This window comes from Candidatus Kurthia intestinigallinarum (assembly GCF_003991225.1).
Classification (GTDB): Bacteria; Bacillota; Bacilli; order Bacillales_A; family Planococcaceae; genus Kurthia; species Kurthia populi.
Genome location: NZ_JTFC01000044.1, coordinates 86,443 through 109,290, shown reverse-complemented (window position 1 = coordinate 109,290; position 22,848 = coordinate 86,443). Strand labels below are relative to the sequence as shown.

Here is a 22,848-nt window from a genome sequence, read left to right as displayed (position 1 = left end):
ATATCGAGAAGAGGGACATATATGAATTTGACGACGATTAAAACCCAGCTTCAACAGACTCAGCCGGCATTTATTGGGGAAGACTCAGCCTTTCGCTCAGCCGTTGTCGTGCCACTCGTTGAAGTGAATGACGAGCTGCATGTATTGTTTGAGGTACGCTCACTCACTATGCGTAAGCAACCGGGGGATATTAGCTTTCCAGGTGGTAAAATCGACCCGACGGATGCCAATCCACAAGAGGCGGCACTGCGTGAATTATATGAGGAATTAAGTGTACCGCCATCATCGGTAGACGTATTATCAGAGCTTAGCCCACTCATTATTTCGCCAACCTTTGTCATTTATCCATTTGTTGCGAAGGTGGATATACGTGAAGTGAATACATTCAATCGAGATGAGGTCGCAGAAGTTTTCACCGTGCCACTTAATTGGCTACTTGAATGTGACCCAGAGCTTCACCATGTGATGATGAAACCAACGCCAAGTGAGGGATTCCCCTTTGATAAAATCATGAAGGGCGAAGACTACGAATGGCGTGCTCGTGCGATTGATGAATGGTTTTTTGAATACAATGATTATGTTATTTGGGGTCTTACGGCGCGTATTTTAAAATATTTCTTAGAGCGTATCGAAGCATAAAAAACAGCGGACTTTTTAGCAGTTCGCTGTTTTTAATCATGGCTGTAGCAGAAGACGCCCACCTCAAGGAGCGAAGTGAGTAGGTGGGCGATGCATGCTATGCTTTTGGCGAACAGCGCGTTTCAAGAGATGCTCGTTAAAATACTCGTTAATAGGGTCTGTTACTGATCAAAAAAGGGTATGGAAAGACTAGAACTGTTTTGCTCTAAAAACGCCTGTCGGATCTCTACTGGCGGTATTTCAATCGAAACGATTAAAAACTAACGAGCGGAAGAGGTGAATGTCATGTCACAAAATAAAGCCTACAAATTTAGATTATATCCAAATAAGGAGCAGCAAGCACGCATCCATCAAACGCATGGTCATTGTCGTTTTGTCTACAATCATTTCCTTGAACTTTGGAACACTTCCTATAAAGAAGAAGGTAAAGGGCTCAATCGCTCATTGATGTCTAAAGTCCTCACCAAAATGAAAAAACAAGATGAAACGGCTTGGCTGCGCAATGTAGACAGTGTGGCATTACAAGCCTCCTACGAACACTTATTAGCTGCTTTTGATCGTTTCTTTAAGAAACAAAATAACTATCCTCGTTTCAAAAGTAAAAAAAATCCCGTACAAAGCTATACAACCAAAAATACAAATAACAATATCGCGATTGTCGGTAACCACATCAAACTACCGAAACTTGGGCTTGTGAAGTTCAAACAAACTTGTGTAGTAGAAGGACGCATTATGCGCGCAACCATTAAATACAATGCAAGTGGTCATTTTTACGTATCGATTACATGTGAAGTGCCTAATTTTAAGACGTTACCGAAAACCAACAAAGCGATTGGGGTTGATTTAGGCATCACCGATTTTGCGATTCTGTCTGATGGACGTAAAGTGGATAACCAACGTTTTACGGTGAAGATGGAGAAGAAGCTCAAGCGTGAACAACGGAAATTATCACGTCGCTACGAACAAGCAAAAAAAGAAAACCGCGATGTACGTGCCTGTATGAATTACCAAAAGCAACGCATGAAAGTTGCGCGCTTGCGTGAACGTGTTGCGTTTCAGCGGGAAGACTTTTTGAATAAGTTATCAACGGAACTCATTCGCCAATATGACGTTATTTGTCTAGAAGACTTGAATACAAAAGGATTACTAAAGAATCATAAACTAGCAAAAGCGATTAGTGACGTTTCGTGGTCTTCGTTTGTGCAAAAACTGATGTATAAAGCGAAGTGGTATGGCCGAAAAATCGTAAAGATTTCACGCTTCTATCCATCAAGCCAACTTTGTCATGTCTGTGGGCATCGAGATGGCAAGAAGTCCCTCGACATTCGCAAGTGGGTTTGCCCATCTTGCGGCACAGTACTCGACCGAGACCTCAACGCAAGTCGGAATATTTTAGCCGAAGGGCTCACGCTGTTAACCCAACAACCGTAGGAACTACGGGGCTCGCCTACTCAAGAAGTGAAGCCACTGTTCGAGCTGTCGGAACAAGCAAGCACTGTTCGTAGGAATCCCCCACTTCAAGCGCATTCAAAGAACGGCTAAGTGGGGGTAGTTCAAATGTACGGTAAGCAAACACTAAGCTTTTTGTGCCACTTCAACATCGACTTAAGCTATAATAGATAGAAAGCGCTTTAATTTTAACGTTCTAGTTAAATAAAGTGTTGGATAGATTGTCATCTCTTTACGTAATAGATTAGGGGATTTGGTCATTTAATAGGTAGAAATCGTACGTATTAAATGATTAACTGTTTTTAGAAAGTACGAAAAATGCACGAATTTCTCACTTTTTGCTAGATTAAATAGTGTATAAACCGGGTATCGTACAATTTATTTTAATCAATAAATAATTATGATACACTGTAGTAAGGTAAATTATTGATACAGAAATGGTGTGTGACTGAGTCGCGCTTTGGCTAGCTTGTTGCGGTAACATGGATAGCTCGCCAACATCCTTTCTGCAAATCTTATGGTATAAGGAAGGTAAACATGAGTAACAAACAAACTACAACAGACGTTATCTTAGTTGGTGCTGGTATCATGAGTGCGACATTAGGTACTCTTCTTAAAGAATTAGCACCTGATTGGAAAATCAAAGTATTTGAAAAGTTAGACAAACCAGGTCTTGAAAGCTCAAACGAATGGAACAACGCGGGTACAGGTCACTCAGCTTTATGTGAACTTAACTACACTCCTGAAAAAGACGGTGTAATTGATACAACAAAAGCAATCAATGTAAACGAACAATTCCAACTTTCTCGTCAATTCTGGTCTTATTTAGTAGATCAAGGTCGTATTGCTGACCCAACAGAATTCATCATGCCAATCCCACACATCAGTATGGTACAAGGCGCTGATAAAGTTGAATTCTTGAAAAAACGTTTCGCTGCTCTTAAAGACAACCACCTATTTGAAGGTATGGAGTTCTCTGAAGACCCAGAAACATTAAAAGAATGGTTCCCATTAATTATGAATGGCCGTACTAGCCAAAGCCCAATCGCTGCAACTCGCATCGAATCAGGTACTGACGTAAACTTCGGTTCATTAACTCGTATTTTAATGGATAGCTTCGAAAAACAACCAGGCGTTGAAGCAACTTATAACGCTACAGTTCAAGACGTTAAGCAAAATGCTGATGGTCTTTGGGAAGTTAAAGTAAAAACTGCAGATGGTAAACTAGAATATGTAACATCTAAATTCGTATTCTTAGGCGCTGGTGGCGGTAGCTTACACCTATTACAAAAAACAGGTATTCCTGAAAGCAAACATGTTGGTGGTTTCCCAGTAAGTGGTCTTTGGTTAGTATGTAACAACCAAGAAGTTATCGATCAACATCATGGTAAAGTTTACAGCACAGCTGAAGTAGGTGCTCCTCCAATGTCAGTACCTCACTTAGATACTCGTTACATCGACGGTAAAAAATCGTTACTATTCGGACCTTTCGGTGGATTCTCACCTAAGTTCTTAAAAACAGGTTCTAACATGGATTTAATTAACTCAGTTAAACCAAATAATATCTTAACTTTACTTGCTTGTGGCGCGAAAGAAATGGGCTTAACTAAATATTTAGTACAACAAGTTATGTTAAACAAAGAACAACGCGTAGATGAATTACGTAAATTCGTTCCAGAAGCAAAAGATTCTGAATGGGAAATCGTAGTTGCAGGTCAACGTGTACAAGTAATTAAAGATACTGAAAAAGGCGGTAAAGGTACGCTTCAATTCGGTACAGAAGTAATCACTGGCGCAGGCGGTTCAGTTGCAGCATTACTAGGTGCATCTCCAGGTGCTTCTACAGCTGTTAAAGTTATGCTTGACGTTATGAGCAAATGTTTCCCAGAACAAATGCCAGAATGGGAACCAAAAATCAAAGAAATGATTCCTTCATACGGTCAAAAACTAATCGACAATCCAGAATTATTCAAAGAATTACACGCAGCTTCAAACAAATCACTTAAATTACATGACTAATTAAGTGGATTAAGCCCCTCGTTTTTGGACGAGGGGCTTTTTCTATATTTTTGTTAATTTCCCATCAAATGTATATGGAAAATAAAATTTTTTAATATTAGTAAAACACTGTTTCTGTCTAAAGCTCCACGTTGTATGATAAAGGTTAGAGCAAAAGCTCATTTTTAATAAATGGAGGTAATTTTATGTTCGCAGCAATTAATGGCACGAAGATATATTTTGATGTTGAAGGCTCAGGCTATATCCCCGTTGGCCCGCGCATGATTAAAAAACCGGTGCTATTTGCCGTCCACGGTGGACCAGGTAGTGACCATTCAGATTTTAAGCCATGGTTAACACCTTTAGCAGAAGACTATCAAATTGTTTATTTAGACCAACGCTCAAATGGTCAATCAGAGCGTGTTGACCCAGCGACTTGCACATACGATCAATTAGCCGCTGATATTGAGGCATTGCGTAACTATTTAGGCTTAGAAAAAATTAGTGTGCTCGGCCACTCATTTGGCGGTATGATTGCACAGGAATATGCGACGCGTTATCCAGATTCAGTTGAGAAGTTACTATTAATCGATACAGCACCAAGCTATGAGTTTTACAAAGAGGCATTAGCTTTTGCGAAAAATACCGCAACACCAGAGCAATATGCGAAAATCCCTGAATTATTTGAAGGAAATATTCGTGATGATGAACATTTAGAAGAATGGTGGAGCGTGTGCTGGGACCTATACTGGTACGAATTTAAAGAAGAAATCGGCAATGACACCGGGGCACGTCCAATCGGTTCACTAGATGTATGTAATTATACATTCAAACATTTAATGCCGAAGTATGATGTGCGCGCGGCGATTGCTGAGCTAGACATTCCTACATTAATTACAGTCGGTCGCCATGACTGGATTACACCCGTGACACAGGCTGAAGAAATGCATCGTTTAATTAAAGGTTCTGAGCTTGTTATCTTTGAAAAATCAGGTCACCAACCATTTATCGAAGAGCATGCAGATTTTCTGCACACAGTACGTACTTTCTTATTAGCAGGTACAAAATAATGACAGCATTTGAAAAATGGAAGGCATCGCGACAAGCAGATATACTTGCCGCGCAAGGTGACGTCTCATTGATTGCGATGCATGACATTAAAGAAGCTATGTCTGTTGCTGAAGTAGCGGGTACATGGGCGCCAACTTCTGAGAATCCTGGCTTGACGTTAACGGCGACAGCGGCGGATGGTCTGAAGATAAATGGAGAGCTAGTAGACGGTGTATATAAAATCATTGCAGATGAAACGATTGTGGAGGCTGCAGACGGTCGTACGATGATGGCCACAAGTCAGCCAGAGTCGAATCATTTATTAGCCATTTGGGATATGACATGTGCGGCACGCCAAAATTATGTAGCGATTGATACGTATGCCTATAACGAAAATGCTGTATTTGAAGGACAGCTTGAGCGTGATGAGCAGCAAACTTTTTCATTCAGTCATACGAGTGATTCAGCCGGCACACGTCAGCATGAGTCAATCGGTGAAATCGTTGTAGAGATTGAAGGACAGACGTATCGCTTACGTCCATTCGCAGTAGGCGCTTACTCCATTATCGTCTTTCGCGATATGACAAGTGGCAGCGAAACGTATGGTACAGGGCGCATGCTTTTAATTAAGCCGGACGCAAATGGTCGCGTGACGCTTGATTTCAACTATTCATTTTTACCACCATGTGCATTTTCACCGCATTTCAATTGCCCAATGCCCCCATTTTCAAATCGTTTGAAAATGGCGATGACAGCGGGTGAAAAAAACGTCATTTGGAAATGAAAGCAAAAGATGTGACAGCGCAAAAATAATTGCAAAAAATTCGAGATAATTAAGTTAATTTTTTAAATCGAATAATGTATAGTAGGTTAGTATGAATTGAAGCCTAAAGGAAGTATTATCAAATCCTTTTACTAATAGAAATGTAATACCACTTTTTCGCTTTGAGACAATCAAAAAGGAGTGAAAGATATGTTTAAAAAAGTATGGCTAATGATGACGGTGATGACAATCGTCTTCGTTTTAGCTGCCTGTGGCGGTAAAGACGATAAACAAGAGCAAGGTCAAAGCAGTGATAAAAACGTAATTAATGTCGGAGTAACGTATGCACCAAGTAATATTAATCCACTACAACCGGTGGGCTTAGTATCAACGTATGTTTCCAATTTATTATTCCTACCATTAGTTGATTTAGATTCAGATTTAAAATACCAACCAATGCTAGCAGATTCAATCGAAACAAAAGACAATAAAACATTTACAATCAACTTAAATAAAGAGGCAAAATGGACAAACGGCAAAGACATTACAGCCGACGATGTTGTGTTCACAATGGAATTGATGGCGAACCCAACTGTTGCATCAAACTACGCATACATGTTTGCGATTGTGGATGGCTTAGATGACGCTGGTTTCCTTCCTAAAGGAAAAGAATCTATCAAAGGCGTGAAAAAAGTCGATGATAAAACAGTTGAAGTCACAACGAAAAAACCAACAACCTTAACAATTTTTGAAGATACAGTAGGTCGCTACCTATTAACACTTCCAAAATCAGAGCTTGAAAAAATCGATGTTGCAGAAATTAACAAAAGCGATTTCATGAAAAATCCAACAGTCACATCAGGTCCATTCAAATTATCAAAAATTGATACAGATCACTATGTAGAAATGGTACCAAACAAAGATTACTTCAAAGGCGCTTCTAAATTAGAGCAACTAAATTTTAAAGTATTACAAGGTAACCAAATCGCAGCACAACTTAAAAGCGGCGAAATCGATATGAACATTCCATCTGCGGGTGTTGTACCAGTATCCGATTTCGAAACAGTAAAAGGTCTAGATACATTAACAACAAACTACGGTCAACCACTTGCGACGCAATTCATGTATATCAATGAAGATGTTGTGAGCGACGAAAAAACACGCCAAGCAATTTCTTATGCGATGAATCGTCAACAAATCGTTGATAGTTTACTAAAAGGTGCTGGCGAAGTGACAGATGGTTTCTTCACAAGCATGAGTCCGTATTTAGATGAAAATATTAAACCAGTTGCATATGATGCAGCGAAAGCAAAATCATTAGTAGAAGAATCAAAATGGGATAAAACGAAGAAATTAAAATTAGCGGTACTGTCAGGTGATGCAACGCTAGAAAAGGCAGCGAATATCATGGCTGAAAACTTACGTTCAGCTGGTATTGAAACACAAATCCAAATGACAGATTTAAGCACATTACTAGATGATATTGTGAAAAAAGATTATGACTTAGCAGTATTAACGGTATCAATTACACCAGTGAACCCATTACCAGACATTGCGTACTTTATCGGTGAAGGCAATCCAAATGGCTATGACAACAAACGTGTAAATGAAATTTTAGCAGCATTATCAACAGAAGTAGACGAAGCGAAAATCGAAAAACTTTATAGCGAGCTACAAGAAATTACACAACAAGAAGTACCAATGCCATCAATTTACGCAACGAAAGCTTTAGGTGCAGTGAATAAACGCATTCAAGGCGCAACTCCTAGCGACTTTGGTATGTTCATTAACGTAAACGAATGGACAGTTAAATAATTAAGATAGGCGGTATGAAAATGGAAAGTTTACTAAGTGTAAAGCATGTAACGACGGCTTTTGATACAGAGCATGGGAAAGTTACCAGTACATCTGATGTTAGCTTTGATGTAAAGCATGGTGAAACGCTCGCTATCGTAGGCGAGTCGGGTAGTGGTAAAAGCGTTACGGCACTTTCCATCATGCGTCTCTTAGGGAAGAATGGGCATATTGCAGAAGGAGAAGTACGGTTAAATGGCGTTGATTTAGCAAAATTATCAGATGCAGACATGCAGAAACTGCGTGGTAATGACGTATCGATGATCTTCCAAGAGCCGATGACGGCACTAAACCCAGTCCTGACGATTGGCTATCAATTAGTCGAGGCTATTCGTCTGCATATGCCACTCGATAAAAAAGAAGCAAAAAAACTCGCAATTGAAATGCTTACAAAGGTAGGCATCCCTCAAGCAGAGCGCGTGATTAAACAATTCCCGTTCGCTTTATCTGGTGGGATGCGCCAGCGCGTCATGATTGCGATGGCGCTCGTTTGTAAGCCCAAGCTTTTAATTGCGGATGAACCGACAACAGCACTTGATGTGACCGTGCAGGCACAAATTATTCGCCTGCTACATGCATTATGTAAAGAGTATGACACAGCCGTTATGCTCATTACCCATGACTTAGGTGTTGTTGCTGAAATGGCTGACCGCGTCGTTGTCATGTATGCCGGGCAAGTCGTAGAAACGACTGATGTCTATACATTATTTGAACAACCGCTTCATCCGTATACAGTAGGGCTACTCAACTCGATTCCATCGATGGATTTCGATGACAAGGAATTACAAGCCATTCCAGGAACCATTCCCTCAAATTATAATGCGCTTCCTGGCTGCCGTTTTGCGAATCGTTGTCCACTTGCGACGGAGTATTGCCACAGTAATAAACCAGAGCTAATGGATACCGGTGACGGGCATTTAACACGCTGCTTTGAATGGCGTAAGCTTCAGCAAGGAGGACATCTACAATGAGCCAACAAACGAAGACGCCATTATTAACCGTTAAAAACGTCAAAACGTATTACCCGGTGAAAACGGGCTTTATGAATTTACAAAAGAGTTATGTACGAGCAGTTGATGATGTATCCTTTGAGATTTATGAAGGGGAGACACTCGGATTAGTTGGAGAATCAGGCTGTGGTAAATCGACGCTAGGGCGTACGATTATCGGCCTAGAACCACTAACAGATGGCACGATTTTATTCGACGGAAAGCCGATGAATTTCCGTACGGACCGCGTAAGCCTAAGCAAGCAAATCCAAATCGTTTTTCAGGACCCGTATTCTTCACTGAATCCGCGTCTGACGATTGGAGATTTATTAGCAGAGCCACTGACGGTGCATAAAATTGTGCCGCATCATGAAATTCAGCAAGAGGTTAGTCGTTTACTAGCGCTTGTTGGTTTATCGGATTCGGCGAAATCGCGCTATCCACATGAGTTCTCAGGTGGTCAGCGTCAGCGTATTGGTATTGCGCGAGCACTAGCGCTTCGTCCACGACTAATTATTTGTGACGAGCCGGTATCTGCGCTCGATGTATCGATTCAAGCTCAAATCATGAACCTCTTTAAAAAATTACAGCGTGAGCTTGGCCTAACGTATTTATTTATTGCGCATGGTCTTGGCGCTGTAAAATATATTTCTGATCGCATTGCGGTCATGTTTGCTGGCAAGATTGTTGAAATGGGCACAACCGAAGAAATTTTTAAAAATCCTCAACATGAATATACGAAAAAATTACTCGGTGCCTATCCAATTCCAGATCCGAAAAAACGTAGTATTTTAACAAAACCATAGGAGGGGAATTTGCATGTTTGGTTATATTTTACGTCGTTTACTCATCGCAGTCCCTGTCCTATTTGGGGTAACGATTATTAATTTTATTATTATGCGTATGGCACCGGGGAATCCGATTGATATGCTTGTCAGTCCAAAGCTCCCCGATGCGGCGCGTGAGGCCAAGGCTATTGAACTTGGCTTGAATGACCCAGTGTATATGCAGTACTGGAACTGGTTGAAAAATCTCGTGATGCACGGCGACCTTGGTTATTCGATGTACACATCTGAGCCAGTTGTATCGATGATTTTAGAGCGCATGGGGCCGACATTAATTTTAATGGGCACCGCGCTTGTACTTGGTTTATTAATTGCCATTCCACTTGGGATTTTAAGTGCCACAAAACAATATTCAAAACTTGATTATATTTTCGTCACAGGGTCATTTTTAGGGATTTCAATTCCGAACTTCTTCTTAGGCTTAATTCTTGTTTATGTCTTTGCGGTTCAACTGAATTGGTTGCCATCAGGTGGTATGAAGGAAGTTGGCGCTGATGGAGGATTTGGCACATTACTTATGCATATGATTTTACCAATCATCGTTTTAGTAGCGAATGTGGCAGGGCGTAATATCCGCTATGTTCGTTCAAGTATGCTCGAGATTTTAGGACAAGATTATTTACGTACAGCACGCGCGAAAGGATTGAAAGAAGTATTCGTCGTCAATCGCCATGCACTACGTAATGCGCTAATTCCAATTGTTACAATCATCGGTTTAGAAATTCCAATTTTATTCGGTGGCGCGGTTGTCATCGAGCAAATTTTCTCATGGCCAGGTATTGGTCAATTGACACTCTCATCCATTATGAATCGTGATTACTCAACATTAATGGGCTTAAACCTTGTTGCAGCCTTCGTTGTTATCGCAGCAAATATTTTAACAGATATTGTGTATGCCTTCGTTGACCCACGTATTCGAAAAAGCTATGTTGGGGGTGCGAAATAGTGAGTCTCTTTAAGCGTTACTTTAATAAAAAGAAATATGATGCAGCGCACACGGTGACATGGTCAGAGGATATGCCATCGAAGGGTTTGTTTTTCAAACGCTTTAAAAAGCATAAGCTTGCGGTCATTGGCTTCTTTTACTTAGCTATTATTTTATTAGCAGCCATCTTCGCACCGCTTCTTGCACCATATAATCCAAATGAAATTACCGATGCTTTCGGTGAGGGGCCTTCAATGGCGCACTGGCTCGGTACAGATGATATCGGCCGAGATATTTTAAGCCGCGTTCTTTATGCAGCACGTGTCTCGCTATCTGTCGGTATCGGTGCCGTCGTTATTTCTTCTGCGATTGGGGCTGTACTCGGTTTAATCGCCGGTTATTTTGGCGGTATTATCGATGGCATTATTATGCGAATTACCGACATTTTCATGTCATTCCCATATATTATGTTTATCCTTGTTGTTGCAAGTATCGTAGGACCTGGCCTGACAAATATCATTCTTATACTCGGGATTCTTGGCTGGCCAGGCATCGCGCGTCTTGTGCGAGGAAATGTACTCGCTATTAAACAATCTGATTATGTGAAAGCAGGCATGGCGCTTGGCTATAGCACACCACGTATATTATTTAAGCACATCCTGCCAAATACCATCGCACCGATTTTAATTTATGCGACGTCAGGTGTGGCGGGTGCTATTTTAGATGAAGCCGCATTAAGTTTCTTAGGGCTTGGCGTACAGCCACCCGATGCGAGCTGGGGGAATATGTTGTCGAGTGCACAATCGATTACGATTTTGACCGACCAACCATGGCTATGGATTCCACCAGGTATTTTCATTTTACTCACAGTATTATCGATCAACTATATCGGTGATGCACTGCGTGATGCGCTTGATCCACGTAATGTAAAATAGCTCCTTCAAGGAAGCTAAGACAGATTTGTCTTAGCTTCTTTTTTTATTAGATAATAAGATTTTAATCCTAATATAACGGCGATTTATTAGGTGTGACGGTTTATATAGATAAAATAAGAGCTAGGGGAAATGAATACGGGGATAAAGTAGCAGTAGCACTCATGGTAGGCTTGTCAGTTGTATTGGTAAGCAATCTCATCATGACATACATATGCTTCCAATTTTCACAATAGATTGAACCATTTAGATATAGCGCACTATAAGAAATTTCTTGAAAAATCAATTGAGAGTGAGCGCTACTAGAAGCCACAATCAACCGTTTCGTTTTATAATAAGGTGAATAGGAGGCGTTTTAGATGAAATTTATGCATATACTAGGATTCGTTGTCGGTATTTTAACCGTACTTGATATTCAACAAAAAGGAATGGGCTATAAGATGTTGCCATCCAAAACACAAAAATGCTTAACAAAAATCTTCGCTAAATAAGGTATGTTTTTAAAAGTAGGCCACGCAACTAGAGTGCATGACCTACTTTTTTAATGCGTTTATGCTCGTTTAAAGAGATTAGCTGTAGAATTTAGCTGATTATATCCTATAAAAAGCATATAATAGAGAAAAAAGTAATATGAGGTGGCGCTAATGAATGTCATTAGTTTGCGGAATAATGTAAATATAGTAGGGCAAGGGAATCAACTGTTAATATTTGCCCATGGTTTTGGTTGTGAGCAGTCGATGTGGCAATACATTACTCCTGCTTTTCTGTCGGAGTATAAAATTGTATTATTTGATTATGTAGGGGCAGGCAATTCAGATTTAGCAGCTTATAACGCAAGCTATCGCACTGCTGATGGCTATGTACAAGATGTATTAAATATTATCGATGAGTTTCAATTAGAAGACGTTATTTTTATCGGTCATTCTGTTAGCTCGATGATTGGTATGTTAGCAGCGATTGAGCGTCCAGAAGCATTCAAAAAAGTGATTATGATTGGGCCATCTCCTTGTTATTTAAATGATGGAGACTATGAAGGTGGCTTCGATGAAGAAGACATCCAAGAGCTTTTACAAACGATGGAAATGAACTTTAGCGGCTGGGCGAGCTATATGGCACCTTTTGCACTTGGACAAGAAAATAACACACCTAATGTTCAAAATCTAGAGCGTGTTTTTGTATCACAAAATCCACATATTGCACGTGAATTTGCAGATATGACCTTTCATCTAGATTGTCGTAGTCGTTTACATGAAATGACGGTGCCATCAGTGATTTTACAATGTGCAGAGGATAGTATTGTGCCAGGTCCAATCGGACATTATTTACATGAGCATTTGCCGCATAGTTCGTTTGAGATATTAGATGTGAAAGGACATTACCCACATATTAGTCATCCAGAGGTGACCATTGAACGTCTGAAACATTATATAAAAGAGGGATAAGCGATGGATATTCGTTTGAAAAAAGCACCATGTGGCTTTTTAAGTACGAACGATGAAGGCAAAATAACAGAAGTGAATGAGACATTTTTACGTTGGACGGATTATACAGAGCAACAACTACTCGGAAAGCATATCGAGTTTTTGCTGAGTCCAACGAATAAGCTACTGTTCCATTCGTACTTCTATCCGGCGATTCAACTTAAAAATCTTGTAGAAGAATTTTTTATTTCGTTGCGTGATAAAAACAAAAAAGCCGTACCACTTTTAATGAATGCCAAACGTTATATTCGTGATGGTGAAGAGGTTATTGATTATATGATGATGAAAATGCAGCATCGCCTGGAATATGAGCGCGAGGTGCAATCATTAAAAATCCAAGCAGAAGAAGCGTACGAAAAGAAATCACAAGCATTTGACCATCTCGAGGAAATTTATGCAGAAATTGAACAAAAGCAAAATGAGCTCATGGCAATTAATTTAGGCCTGATTGAATTATCGAATACAGATAAGCTGACAGGACTCTATAATCGCCGCTACTTTAGCCAAAAGATGAGTGAATTTATTCGTGCCTTTGACATGGAATCTGTGCAATTTTCATTACTTATTATTGATATTGATCACTTCAAGCGTGTGAATGACACATATGGTCATCAAGTAGGGGATATTGTCCTTGAACAACTTGCCAAGCTTTTAAAGGAAACGGTTAGTGAGCAAGGCATTGTTTGTCGATTTGGTGGTGAGGAGTTCACGATTATTTTGATTGGTCATAATGAACAAATCGCACATAATATTATTGAGCGTGTGCAACAAAAAGAATGGCCAGCAATTGGCGACTTAACAGTGAGTGTTGGCATGGCGAAATTCACAGCGCGCGATAATGAGCAGACGATTATTGAGCGCGCAGATAAGGCACTCTATTCATCGAAAGAAAATGGACGTAACCGCGTCACTATATTTGAACACTAAAAGGAGGAATGGCGATTGACGCGATTCCTCCTTTTTGTATGCTATTTACGGACGATAAAGCTTAAATGACGTCCGGCTTTTTTATCTTGTCGATAAGAGAAGCCCTGCGCACTTTTGAAAGTGCACACATCCTCTATCGTAATATTCGATGCAGGAATACCTGCCAGCTCACATTGCTTTTTCACCGTTAATTGATTATCGATATGATATTTCTTAGTCGCGTCTTTGAAGTACATAAAGTCATCTGCATATCCAAGGGCTTTAAATTTAGTATAGACATCCGCATCAACCTCAAATTTTTCCTGACTAAGCGCTGTACCGATATGTACATGCACATTTTGTAAGTCTACATTTTCTGCCTCACGTAAATACGTGAATGTCTTGAGTGAAATTTCCTTCACTGTACCTTGCCAGCCGGAATGAATTGCACCCACAAGTGTTGTGTCCGTCGCATAAAATAGTACAGGCACACAGTCCGCTGTAAAGGAGCTAAGGACAATATTTGGCTCAAATGTATAAAGTGCATCCGTCTCCGGAATCGCATCCTCTGCGCGTAGCGTGCCGCGTCCTTTATCCTCAGCAGTTACTTTATAGTAAGTTGCACTATGTGTTTGATTTGCGCAGACAAAATCTTGTAAGGAATGCCCAATAGTCGCCGCAAGTGCTTCGCGGTTTTTAATAATATTTTCAGGGTTCTCACAAACATGAAGTGCCATATTATTCTGTTCAAGCTGTGTATCATCTTGCAAAGAAATGCCCATTAAAAGCTTGGCATCGTTTTTATAAATCGTCGTTGTCATCCAATCACCTCTACTTCTATTATATTATGATTCATCGCTAATTTTCGCGTTTTTAATTTCATAGCGCGCTTTTTTAGGACGTTCAAGCGGCGTGATATTAATGATGAAATAGCCAATGATTAGAAGGAGCACAACCGCACCATACAATAAGGTATGCATTGCGCTAGAGTGGTCGATAATAATTAAACGAATCATAGCCGTAATACCGATGTAAATGAAATAACGAAGAGGGAAATGATAATCTTCCTTAAAGTATTTTACAATCATTGTGATGAACTCAAAGTATAAGAAGAATGCTAAAACATTTGCTAGAAACTCTTCGTGCGTATGTTTGGAATCTTTCTCAAACAATAGAATATCTGCAAAAATAAAAATCTCTTTTGCCATTAATAGTACTAAAAAGATTGATAAACCAACTAATGAGACATTTAAAATCCACTGTAATACTTTTGGGAAGACAACTTTAAATTCTGTACTTTTCATAAATTTCGCCTCGCTTTCATTGTTCTTAAAATAATTTTCACATAAAGAAAAAGAATGTGCAAAGCATACATATTTTGTAAGCGTTTTTAATTTTGAAGAAATATTTTGACTTTTTAATTTTAGATGTTATAATTCTTATAAGATAACTTGGTATTAACAAAAGGGAGCGATAGACATGAATACGAATACATTTTTCCGTACCACAAAAGCGAATACATTTACAGTACGCAAATTTTTCAAACACGTTGCATCAGATATGGAAGCGCAATTACGTGAATGGGATGAAAACTTCTCTGTAGAAGTAGAAACGTGGAGAACGTATACATTGTCGGTGACAAACGGTGCACAGAAATTCCGTGTTGCACTATCAAAAAATGAAGTGGAATTGTTACAACATGCGCACCCTTATGCCCTTGATGAAAAGCTATGGACATCGCTTGAAAAACAAGGATTAGAAGTCCAAGATATTAGCGAATATATGTACATCATTTTAAATTATGATTTATATCGTCGCGATCGTTTACGCGTCGCACGTTAATAAAAAAAATGAAATCCCCCCGATTTCATTTAGATTTGAATAGAACAAAAGAGGCTAGGATCTAAAAACCCTAAGCCTCTTTTTTGTTAGATTTTAAATTGTGTAATGGAATGTTCAAGTGATGCGGCAAGTAGTGCAAGACGCTTCATTTCAGCCTGCATATCATTCATTGAATGCAGTGTATTCTGAGCAGAGGCCGTCACTTCCTCCGTCATTGCATTCGTCGTTTGGGCATGGCTTGAGACATTGTCGATACTATTCGCTAATTGGTCGGTAACAGAAGCGATTTCTTCCGTTGTAGCAGACACCCCTTCAAGCTTCGGTGTCATGCCCTCAATTTGCGTCATAATATTAGCGAAGCGTTGCTCAGCTGTTTGTGTAACGCTGACCCCTTCATCTACTTTTTGTAGCGTGGTCGCCATTTGCTCAACAGATTGTTTCGTACTTGTTTGGATTGTCGTAACGAGTGCGGCAATTTGATTGGCAGAATGCTGTGAGCTTTCAGCAAGCTTACGAACTTCATCTGCAACAACAGCAAATCCTTTGCCGTGTTCACCAGCACGTGCCGCTTCAATGGAAGCATTGAGAGCGAGTAAATTCGTTTGATCGGCAATTTCCTTAATCATATCAAGCATTTTTCCAATTTCAGCGGTATGCGTATGCAGTGTATGAATTTGCGCATTCGACATCGTTACAGAGTCTTTAATGCCTTCCATTGTCGACACAGCCTCATAAATCGCTTGCTGTCCTGAGTGAGCATGCTGTAGTGAAGTTGTTGAAAATTCGGTAACATCTGTTATGCTCTGTGCAATTGTTGTAACACCTTTCGCAACGTCATTTATCGAATAAGAGGCTTCTTGTAAATCATTCGCCTGACGCTCTGTCGTTTCACTGACCTGTGTAATGGCGGTCGTCACATCCGTTGTGCTCAGCATATTTTGTGCAATATGTTGCTCCATTTCTACACTCGATTGTGTCACTTGCTGCGTATTTTCACCAACATTACGTACAAGCGTCGCTAAATTATCCTTCATCTCATTTAATGTCATCGCAAGTTGACCTACTTCATTGCGACTTGTCACATCGGTTGATACCGTTAAATCACCGTGCCGCATTTGGTCCGCCTTCTGTGCCATCGTTTGCAGTGGGCGTGTAATCGAGCGGACAAGCCATAAAATAATGGCAAGGCTAATAAGAATCACAACGATTGCAAAGAAAATATTTATTACCGCAATACTTTTCGCAGCCTCTGTTGTTTCGGATTTATATAGGGTGCTCATGACTTTCCAGCCAGTCGCAGAGTTTGTGGCATATAAAGTAATTGTCTCTTCTTGTTCAAATTGCCCCTTCGCTTCTTTTAACTGTGAAGAGAGGGTATTCGAGACTGCCTCACCGCCATCATGCTTTTTGTCGGCAATGTAGCGATTCGATAAATCAATAATAGAGGTATAGCCATGGTCACCAATTTTGACGCTACTCGCAATATCTCCAAGTTTTGAAATCGACATATCAATGCCAATAACACCGCTATTATCAGCAAGTTTTTTCGATAAAGTAACGACTAAATCGCCACTCGTTTTTGAAATGTATGGGTCTGTAATTGTAATGTCGCTATCCTTTGCTTGCTTATACCACGGGCGTTCGCGCGGATCGTATTCAGCTTTGTTATAAAGATGATAGGGCATACGAATCATGTCACCCTTTATGGTGCCAACATAGGCCATTGCGACTTCAGGATGCTCCTGAATATATTGTTCAAGTACAGTGCGTGCATTACTTGATTTTGAAATCGATAAATCCTTTGATGTGAGACGTTTCGATAAATACGACACATCATGTATTTTCGGCTCGATTAAATCATTGATGCTATTGTTTAGTAGTACCATATTAGAAGAAGCAGCAGTGAGCTGTTCTTCTTTAATTTGTTCTTTACTTGAGATGTACCAGAATACTCCGCTTAATAAAATAGGAATAACAATGAGTGGGAGTAAGAAAATTAACATTTTATTCCTTAATTTTGTACCTTTATCCATTGAGATGCTCCTTATTATAGTCTTAAAGTTCGTAACCAATCGTATCATAAAAAGTTGTTAATTGTTATTTATTTTAACAAAATAAAGGTATTTTAGATGACTTTTGAATCGGTTCTTAGGAATCAATAAGATGTTTCGGCAAAAAAAGGAGTAACCTACAAAAAAATGATATTCTCAAAAATTTATTAACTCCCATGCAGAAGATGCTAGATATTTACGATAGAAACAAATAAAAGACGCAGCCTCCCCAAGCTGCGTCTTTCTTTATATAGAGAACCCCTAAGTTTTAGTAAACTTTGTCACCATTGAAGATTGAGTTTTTAACGATTACGTAATCCACGTTGCGGATTGATTCTAATTTTGTACCACCAGCGTATGAAATCGATGATTGTAAATCTTGTTCCATTTCAATAAGTGTATCTTTTAAAGAACCTTTATGTTCTACAAACATTTTTTTACCTTCAACGTTTTTCTTTTCGCCTTTTTGGAATTCAGATGCTGAGCCGAAGTATTCTTTTACTTTTTTACCTTCAACTTCGATTGTTTCACCCGGAGATTCTTCATGTCCAGCGAATAGAGAGCCGATCATTACCATTGATGCACCGAAGCGCACTGATTTCGCGATGTCACCGTTTGTACGGATACCACCATCAGCAATGATTGGTTTTGTAGCGGCTTTAGAGCACCAACGAAGTGCCGCTAATTGCCAGCCACCCGTACCGAAACCAGTTTTGATTTTTGTGATACATACTTTACCAGGTCCGATACCTACTTTTGTTGCATCAGCGCCAGCGTTTTCAAGCTCACGCACAGCTTCTGGTGTACCAACATTCCCAGCGATAACGAAAGCGTTTGGTACTAATTTTTTAATATGTTGAATCATTGAGATAACCGCATTTGAATGACCGTGTGCGATATCAATTGTAATGAATTCAGGTGTTAAACCTTGTTGTGCTAATTCTTCAACGAAAGCATATTCTTCGTCTTTTACACCAACACTAATAGAAGCGATTAAGCCTTTACTTTGCATATCTTTAACGAAACCAATGCGTTTTTCAGGATTAAAGCGGTGCATGATGTAGAAGTAACCGCCTTCAGCTAATTTCGTCGCGATTGATTCGTCGATGATTGTTTGCATATTTGCAGGTACAACAGGAAGGCGGAATTTATGCCCACCTAATTCTACTGATGTATCACATTCTGAGCGGCTATTTACGATACATTTAGCCGGGATTAATTGAATATCTTCGTAGTCAAATACATTATCCATTTAAAAACACTCCTAAAAGCGAATATTATTTTTTTTTTTAATTAAATTGTTCGTCCTTTGGTAATTTACAATATTTTGATAGCGCTGTCAAATGATTTTTCAGATATTTTGAGAAAAATGAACGTTAGCTACAAAAAACATGCTAAAAAGCAAAAAAATATCACAAACTCCGAAAAGAGCTTGTGACATTTTAAGTCTTATAAATACTAGCGACTATGAGGTTTTTGAAAAAATTACAAATTGCTTTGTTCGTCTACTAGCTTTTTAGTGAATTGAATAAAGTTTCGTACTGCAGGAGAAATGTAACGATCTTTTGCCCATGTGAGCTGTGTACGATGATGTACTGGCTGATTTAAAATCTTCAGTGGCACAACAGGGAAATCGAATAATGGAATGCCTATAGGTACAATAGCAACGCCAAAATTTTTACTGACTAGGTCAATAATCGACTTCTCAGCAATACCCTCAAAAACAATTGTCGGTTCAAAGCCTGCTTCGTGACAAATATAATCTGTTACTTCTCGTACAGAAGTATCTTCTTTAAAGACGATAAATTTTTCGAGCGCAAATTCATCTAAATGAACTTCTTTTTGTTTGCTAAGTGGATGATTTTTGGGTACGAGCATAATTAGCTCTTCCTCTAATATCGTATATTTTTCAATTGTTGTGTTTGCAGAAAAGGGCGAACAGAAACCGATGTCAATTTCATCTCGGTTCAGCTGTTTTAAAATCTTTCGAGTAGTATCTTGTGATAATTTAAATTGAATATTAGGGTATTTTTCTGTGAATGCAGAAATCAACATTGGGATATAGTCAGAGCCAAGCGGTTGTGTAAATGCGAGACGAATCGTGCCATGCGTTGGATTAATTAAATCCTGAATTTTATGCTCAGCGGTTTGAATTTCATTAATCGCATTTGTCGCATGCTCTAAAAAAACTTCACCGTAAGTATTTAACGTCACGCCGCGACTTTCTCGTGTGAAAAGTGGTGCTCCTACTTCTTTTTCTAAGTTCTGTATTGAGCGACTAAGCGCAGACTGTGATAAATTTAAACGTTCGGCAGCGTGCGAAATGTTGCCTACTTTTGCGAGTGTTTCAAAGTATAATAATTGATAAAATTCCATGACGCACCTCCATATGTACAGTATGCATAGATAATATGCAAAAGACAATTATTTATCATACCTTGAGTAGGCGTATACTATTTCTGTTAGATGGCTCATCTTATGAGGAGCTTAAAAAGGAGATGCATAGATTGTCTACAAAAAAAGAGCCACTATGGACAAAAAGTTTTATTAACATTACGTTGATGAGCTTATTTATCTTTTTAGTGTTCTATATTTTATTAACGGCGCTGCCACTTTTTATTACAGAAAAGCTTGGCACTTCAGCAGATAAGGCAGGCTGGTTATTAACGGTATTTTTAATTTTTGCGATTATTGTACGACCGGTTGCTGGGGGTTGGATTAGTCGTTTCTCTCAAAAGAAAATTTTAATTTATTCAACTACTGCGTTTTTCGTAGCTTGTTTATTCTATTTCTTCGTACATTCATTTGCCGTATTATTAGTTGTTCGTGCAATTCACGGGATTATCTTTGGAATTATTACAACCGTTAAAGGTGCCGTTAGTGCCGAGCTTATTCCGATGACACGCCGTGCAGAAGGGCTAAGTTATTATTCAATGGCAATGGGACTTGCGATGGTGCTTGGTCCTGTTATCGGTCTACAATTTGCGAGTGCATCCTCATACAATGCGATGTTTGTTATTTGTGCAGTGCTATCCGTCTTTAATGTCTTGTTAGCAATGATTATTACGATTCCTGGTGACAACGCAGACAAACATGCACAAAAAGGAAAATTCTCATTTAGCAATATTGTTGATCCGCGAACCGTTCCATACGCGGCAATGACGTTCATTTCAGCAATTGCGTATTCAAGTATTTCAGCTTTCCTATCACTTTATGCGAAAGAGTTAGATCTAGTGACAGCAGCAAGTTATTTCTTTATTGTTTATGCGGTTTGTATGTTATTATGTCGTCCGTTTGTTGGGAAAGCAGCCGATCAATATGGGCCAAAATATATCATTTTTAGTTGCCTAGCGATTTTTGCAATTGGTTTATTTGTTCTTCAAATGACGACTGCAGGTTGGATGTTAATCGTTGCGGGTGCGATTATGGGAATTGGTTACGGCTCTATCACACCAATTTATCAAACAGAGGTCATGTCATCTGTTCCACCAGAACGCGTTGGGGTTGCAAGTTCTGTGTTCTTCAACTCAATGGATTTAGGGATGGCAGTTGGTGCAGCTGTGATGGGTATCATCGCAGGTGCGAGTAGCTATTCAACTATGTATTTAACAGCATGTATCATTATCGTCGTTGCTTTCTTCTTATATATGTACGTATCAAAAAAAGGACGTCGTTATCAACAATAATGCCTGTTCGCTGTCAGCAAATAGGCATTACAACTCCATTTTCGAATGATGGAAATACTAGCGGAAAAGAGAGCAGGATTTGAGCCTACTCTCTTTTTTTACGTAAAAATAAGGAGTTTTACGATAATTAACAAAAAATTCAATTTTTTATTATGTTTACGTAGCTATTGTTTGTGGCAAATACATATACTAATTACAATTTATGTAACAAGGGGGATTTGGTATGACAGTTACAGCACAATATCGCACACGTATTGAAAAGACGGTGGACCAATTATCTAACCGTTTAATTGATATTAGTCATAAAATACATGCACGACCAGAAGTCGGCAATGAAGAATTTTTTGCGTCGCGAACATTGATTGATTTATTAGAGGATTTTGGCTTTGAAATTGAAAAAAATATTTCAAGCTACGATACAGGTTTTATCGCAAGCTACAAGGCAGAAAAGGAAGGTCCGACCATTGCCTTTTTAGCAGAGTATGACGCGCTACCAGGACTTGGTCATGCGTGTGGGCACAATTTAATCGGTACCGCTTCTAGTGCAGCAGGCATTGCGCTGAAGCAAGTCGTAGATAAAGTGGGCGGGCAATTACGTATTTATGGTACACCTGCAGAAGAAGGTGGCGTTAATGGCAGTGCAAAAGCCGCTTATGTAAAAGATGGACGTTTTGCAGATGTCGACGTTGCACTCATGGTACATCCCGGACATGATTCTTATGAAACGATTCCGACGCTTGCGGTAGATGTTTTTGAAGTGGAGTTTTTTGGTAAGCCAGCACATGCCTCTGAAAATCCACATGACGGTATCAATGCACTCGACGCAATGCTTCAATTTTATGCCGGTATTAATGCATACCGTCAGCAAATGCTCGATACAGACCGTGTACATGGCGTTATTTTAGAAGGTGGCCAGGCACCAAATATTATTCCGGAATATACGAAGGCGCGCTTCTTTACCCGCGCACGTAGTCGAGGTCATTTAAATGACTTAACACGCCGTATTAAAGCGATTGCAGAAGGAGCAGCCTTACAAACTGGTGCTCGTATGGAATTTAGCTTTATCCAAAATGGCGTCGATGACTTTTTCATTAATAAAACGTTAGATGGCGTCTTTAGAGAAATGGCCGAAAGCTTAGGTGAACAATTCCATGATGATAATTTTGGATTCGGAGCTACCGATACAGGGAATGTTAGTCAAGTAGTACCTACAATTCATCCACATATCAAAATCGGATCCTCTACATTAATTGGTCATACAAAAGAATTCTGTGAGGCAGCCGCTTCACCAAAAGCAGATGAGGCGCTTCTTATGTCAGCAAAGGCTCTTGCACTTACAGGACTGGCGCTTATGGAGGATGCGGAATTATTAGAAAGTATTAAAGCAACTCATAAAGATGTAGTGGAACAACAAACCTTTACAGATTGGAGTATTTAA

General features: G+C 39.5%; 21 protein-coding genes. 16 read left to right on the top strand and 5 right to left on the bottom strand.

Annotated elements, in window-relative coordinates; translation table 11 throughout:
• Positions 1-21: 21 nt before the first annotated feature.
• The 13 genes from QI30_RS18455 (at position 22) to QI30_RS18400 (ending at position 13,852) form a co-directional block, all read left to right on the top strand.
• Positions 22-639: an NUDIX hydrolase gene (locus tag QI30_RS18455; protein ID WP_126992044.1), complete on the top strand. Its 618-nt coding sequence runs from the start codon at positions 22-24 to the stop codon at positions 637-639.
• Positions 640-924: 285 nt separating this feature from the next.
• The gene (gene tnpB / locus QI30_RS18450) at positions 925-2,070 is read left to right on the top strand and encodes an IS200/IS605 family element RNA-guided endonuclease TnpB (protein WP_126992043.1); all 1,146 of its coding nucleotides are present in this window, start codon (positions 925-927) and stop codon (positions 2,068-2,070) included.
• A gap of 540 nt (positions 2,071-2,610) precedes the next feature.
• The gene (gene mqo / locus QI30_RS18445) at positions 2,611-4,107 is read left to right on the top strand and encodes a malate dehydrogenase (quinone) (protein WP_126992042.1); all 1,497 of its coding nucleotides are present in this window, start codon (positions 2,611-2,613) and stop codon (positions 4,105-4,107) included.
• 185 nt (positions 4,108-4,292) lie between these two features.
• Positions 4,293-5,156, top strand: coding sequence for an alpha/beta fold hydrolase (locus QI30_RS18440; RefSeq protein ID WP_126992041.1), 864 nt, complete (start codon positions 4,293-4,295; stop codon positions 5,154-5,156).
• Positions 5,156-5,920, top strand: coding sequence for a DUF1684 domain-containing protein (locus tag QI30_RS18435; protein ID WP_126992040.1), 765 nt, complete (start codon positions 5,156-5,158; stop codon positions 5,918-5,920). The genes QI30_RS18440 and QI30_RS18435 overlap by 1 nt, the downstream gene beginning before the upstream one ends.
• A 189-nt stretch (positions 5,921-6,109) precedes the next feature.
• Entirely contained in the window at positions 6,110-7,714 is a 1,605-nt protein-coding gene (locus QI30_RS18430; protein WP_126992039.1) for an ABC transporter substrate-binding protein, read from the top strand.
• Between the two features lie 20 nt (positions 7,715-7,734).
• On the top strand, positions 7,735-8,724 hold the full coding sequence (locus QI30_RS18425) for an ABC transporter ATP-binding protein (protein WP_126992038.1): 990 nt from the start codon (positions 7,735-7,737) through the stop codon (positions 8,722-8,724).
• Complete coding sequence (locus QI30_RS18420; RefSeq protein WP_126992037.1) at positions 8,721-9,548, top strand: ABC transporter ATP-binding protein; 828 nt, start codon at positions 8,721-8,723, stop codon at positions 9,546-9,548. The genes QI30_RS18425 and QI30_RS18420 overlap by 4 nt, the downstream gene beginning before the upstream one ends.
• Before the next feature lie 13 nt (positions 9,549-9,561).
• Positions 9,562-10,533 (top strand): ABC transporter permease, encoded by a 972-nt coding sequence (locus QI30_RS18415; protein ID WP_126992036.1) that lies wholly within the window; start codon positions 9,562-9,564, stop codon positions 10,531-10,533.
• Positions 10,533-11,447 (top strand): oligopeptide ABC transporter permease, encoded by a 915-nt coding sequence (opp4C, locus tag QI30_RS18410; RefSeq protein WP_370323637.1) that lies wholly within the window; start codon positions 10,533-10,535, stop codon positions 11,445-11,447. The genes QI30_RS18415 and opp4C overlap by 1 nt, the downstream gene beginning before the upstream one ends.
• Positions 11,448-11,803: 356 nt before the next feature.
• Positions 11,804-11,935, top strand: a complete 132-nt coding sequence (locus QI30_RS21155) for a hypothetical protein (RefSeq protein ID WP_255411590.1) — start codon at positions 11,804-11,806, stop codon at positions 11,933-11,935.
• A 153-nt stretch (positions 11,936-12,088) separates the two neighbouring features.
• Positions 12,089-12,886 carry an alpha/beta fold hydrolase gene (locus QI30_RS18405; protein WP_126992035.1) on the top strand — a complete coding sequence of 266 codons (798 nt, stop codon included), beginning with the start codon at positions 12,089-12,091 and terminating at the stop codon, positions 12,884-12,886.
• Positions 12,887-12,889: 3 nt separating this feature from the next.
• The gene (locus QI30_RS18400; RefSeq protein ID WP_126992034.1) at positions 12,890-13,852 is read left to right on the top strand and encodes a sensor domain-containing diguanylate cyclase; all 963 of its coding nucleotides are present in this window, start codon (positions 12,890-12,892) and stop codon (positions 13,850-13,852) included.
• Positions 13,853-13,893: 41 nt separating this feature from the next.
• On the opposite strand, the gene pgeF is transcribed toward QI30_RS18400, so the two are convergent.
• Positions 13,894-14,652: a peptidoglycan editing factor PgeF gene (gene pgeF / locus QI30_RS18395; RefSeq protein WP_126992033.1), complete on the bottom strand. Its 759-nt coding sequence runs from the start codon at positions 14,650-14,652 to the stop codon at positions 13,894-13,896.
• A gap of 24 nt (positions 14,653-14,676) precedes the next feature.
• Complete coding sequence (gene psiE, locus QI30_RS18390) at positions 14,677-15,135, bottom strand: phosphate-starvation-inducible protein PsiE (protein WP_126992032.1); 459 nt, start codon at positions 15,133-15,135, stop codon at positions 14,677-14,679.
• Positions 15,136-15,310: 175 nt separating this feature from the next.
• Here psiE and QI30_RS18385 point away from each other — a divergent pair, with 175 nt between their 5' ends.
• On the top strand, positions 15,311-15,673 hold the full coding sequence (locus QI30_RS18385) for a hypothetical protein (protein WP_126992031.1): 363 nt from the start codon (positions 15,311-15,313) through the stop codon (positions 15,671-15,673).
• Between the two features lie 86 nt (positions 15,674-15,759).
• On the opposite strand, the gene QI30_RS18380 is transcribed toward QI30_RS18385, so the two are convergent.
• From QI30_RS18380 to QI30_RS18370, 3 genes are all read right to left on the bottom strand, one after another.
• Positions 15,760-17,706: a methyl-accepting chemotaxis protein gene (locus QI30_RS18380; protein WP_158621067.1), complete on the bottom strand. Its 1,947-nt coding sequence runs from the start codon at positions 17,704-17,706 to the stop codon at positions 15,760-15,762.
• A gap of 286 nt (positions 17,707-17,992) precedes the next feature.
• Positions 17,993-18,976: a GMP reductase gene (gene guaC / locus QI30_RS18375; protein WP_126992029.1), complete on the bottom strand. Its 984-nt coding sequence runs from the start codon at positions 18,974-18,976 to the stop codon at positions 17,993-17,995.
• Between the two features lie 233 nt (positions 18,977-19,209).
• On the bottom strand, positions 19,210-20,100 hold the full coding sequence (locus tag QI30_RS18370; protein ID WP_126992028.1) for a LysR substrate-binding domain-containing protein: 891 nt from the start codon (positions 20,098-20,100) through the stop codon (positions 19,210-19,212).
• Positions 20,101-20,231: 131 nt separating this feature from the next.
• Between QI30_RS18370 and QI30_RS18365 the strand changes: the two genes are divergently transcribed.
• Together QI30_RS18365 and QI30_RS18360 are read left to right on the top strand one after the other, a co-directional pair.
• Positions 20,232-21,410, top strand: a complete 1,179-nt coding sequence (locus QI30_RS18365; protein ID WP_126992027.1) for an MFS transporter — start codon at positions 20,232-20,234, stop codon at positions 21,408-21,410.
• Between the two features lie 223 nt (positions 21,411-21,633).
• Entirely contained in the window at positions 21,634-22,848 is a 1,215-nt protein-coding gene (locus QI30_RS18360; protein WP_126992026.1) for a M20 family metallopeptidase, read from the top strand.

What these genes read in the sequence shown, in the direction of transcription:
- QI30_RS18455 (WP_126992044.1), top strand. Translation starts at nt 22, where the DNA reads ATGAATTTGACGACGATTAAAACCCAGCTTCAACAGACTCAGCCGGCA.
- tnpB (WP_126992043.1), top strand. Translation starts at nt 925, where the DNA reads ATGTCACAAAATAAAGCCTACAAATTTAGATTATATCCAAATAAGGAG.
- QI30_RS18440 (WP_126992041.1), top strand. Translation starts at nt 4,293, where the DNA reads ATGTTCGCAGCAATTAATGGCACGAAGATATATTTTGATGTTGAAGGC.
- QI30_RS18435 (WP_126992040.1), top strand. Translation starts at nt 5,156, where the DNA reads ATGACAGCATTTGAAAAATGGAAGGCATCGCGACAAGCAGATATACTT.
- QI30_RS18430 (WP_126992039.1), top strand. Translation starts at nt 6,110, where the DNA reads ATGTTTAAAAAAGTATGGCTAATGATGACGGTGATGACAATCGTCTTC.
- QI30_RS18425 (WP_126992038.1), top strand. Translation starts at nt 7,735, where the DNA reads ATGGAAAGTTTACTAAGTGTAAAGCATGTAACGACGGCTTTTGATACA.
- QI30_RS18420 (WP_126992037.1), top strand. Translation starts at nt 8,721, where the DNA reads ATGAGCCAACAAACGAAGACGCCATTATTAACCGTTAAAAACGTCAAA.
- QI30_RS18415 (WP_126992036.1), top strand. Translation starts at nt 9,562, where the DNA reads ATGTTTGGTTATATTTTACGTCGTTTACTCATCGCAGTCCCTGTCCTA.
- QI30_RS21155 (WP_255411590.1), top strand. Translation starts at nt 11,804, where the DNA reads ATGAAATTTATGCATATACTAGGATTCGTTGTCGGTATTTTAACCGTA.
- QI30_RS18405 (WP_126992035.1), top strand. Translation starts at nt 12,089, where the DNA reads ATGAATGTCATTAGTTTGCGGAATAATGTAAATATAGTAGGGCAAGGG.
- QI30_RS18400 (WP_126992034.1), top strand. Translation starts at nt 12,890, where the DNA reads ATGGATATTCGTTTGAAAAAAGCACCATGTGGCTTTTTAAGTACGAAC.
- pgeF (WP_126992033.1), bottom strand. Translation starts at nt 14,652, where the DNA reads ATGACAACGACGATTTATAAAAACGATGCCAAGCTTTTAATGGGCATT.
- psiE (WP_126992032.1), bottom strand. Translation starts at nt 15,135, where the DNA reads ATGAAAAGTACAGAATTTAAAGTTGTCTTCCCAAAAGTATTACAGTGG.
- QI30_RS18385 (WP_126992031.1), top strand. Translation starts at nt 15,311, where the DNA reads ATGAATACGAATACATTTTTCCGTACCACAAAAGCGAATACATTTACA.
- QI30_RS18380 (WP_158621067.1), bottom strand. Translation starts at nt 17,706, where the DNA reads ATGGATAAAGGTACAAAATTAAGGAATAAAATGTTAATTTTCTTACTC.
- guaC (WP_126992029.1), bottom strand. Translation starts at nt 18,976, where the DNA reads ATGGATAATGTATTTGACTACGAAGATATTCAATTAATCCCGGCTAAA.
- QI30_RS18370 (WP_126992028.1), bottom strand. Translation starts at nt 20,100, where the DNA reads ATGGAATTTTATCAATTATTATACTTTGAAACACTCGCAAAAGTAGGC.
- QI30_RS18360 (WP_126992026.1), top strand. Translation starts at nt 21,634, where the DNA reads ATGACAGTTACAGCACAATATCGCACACGTATTGAAAAGACGGTGGAC.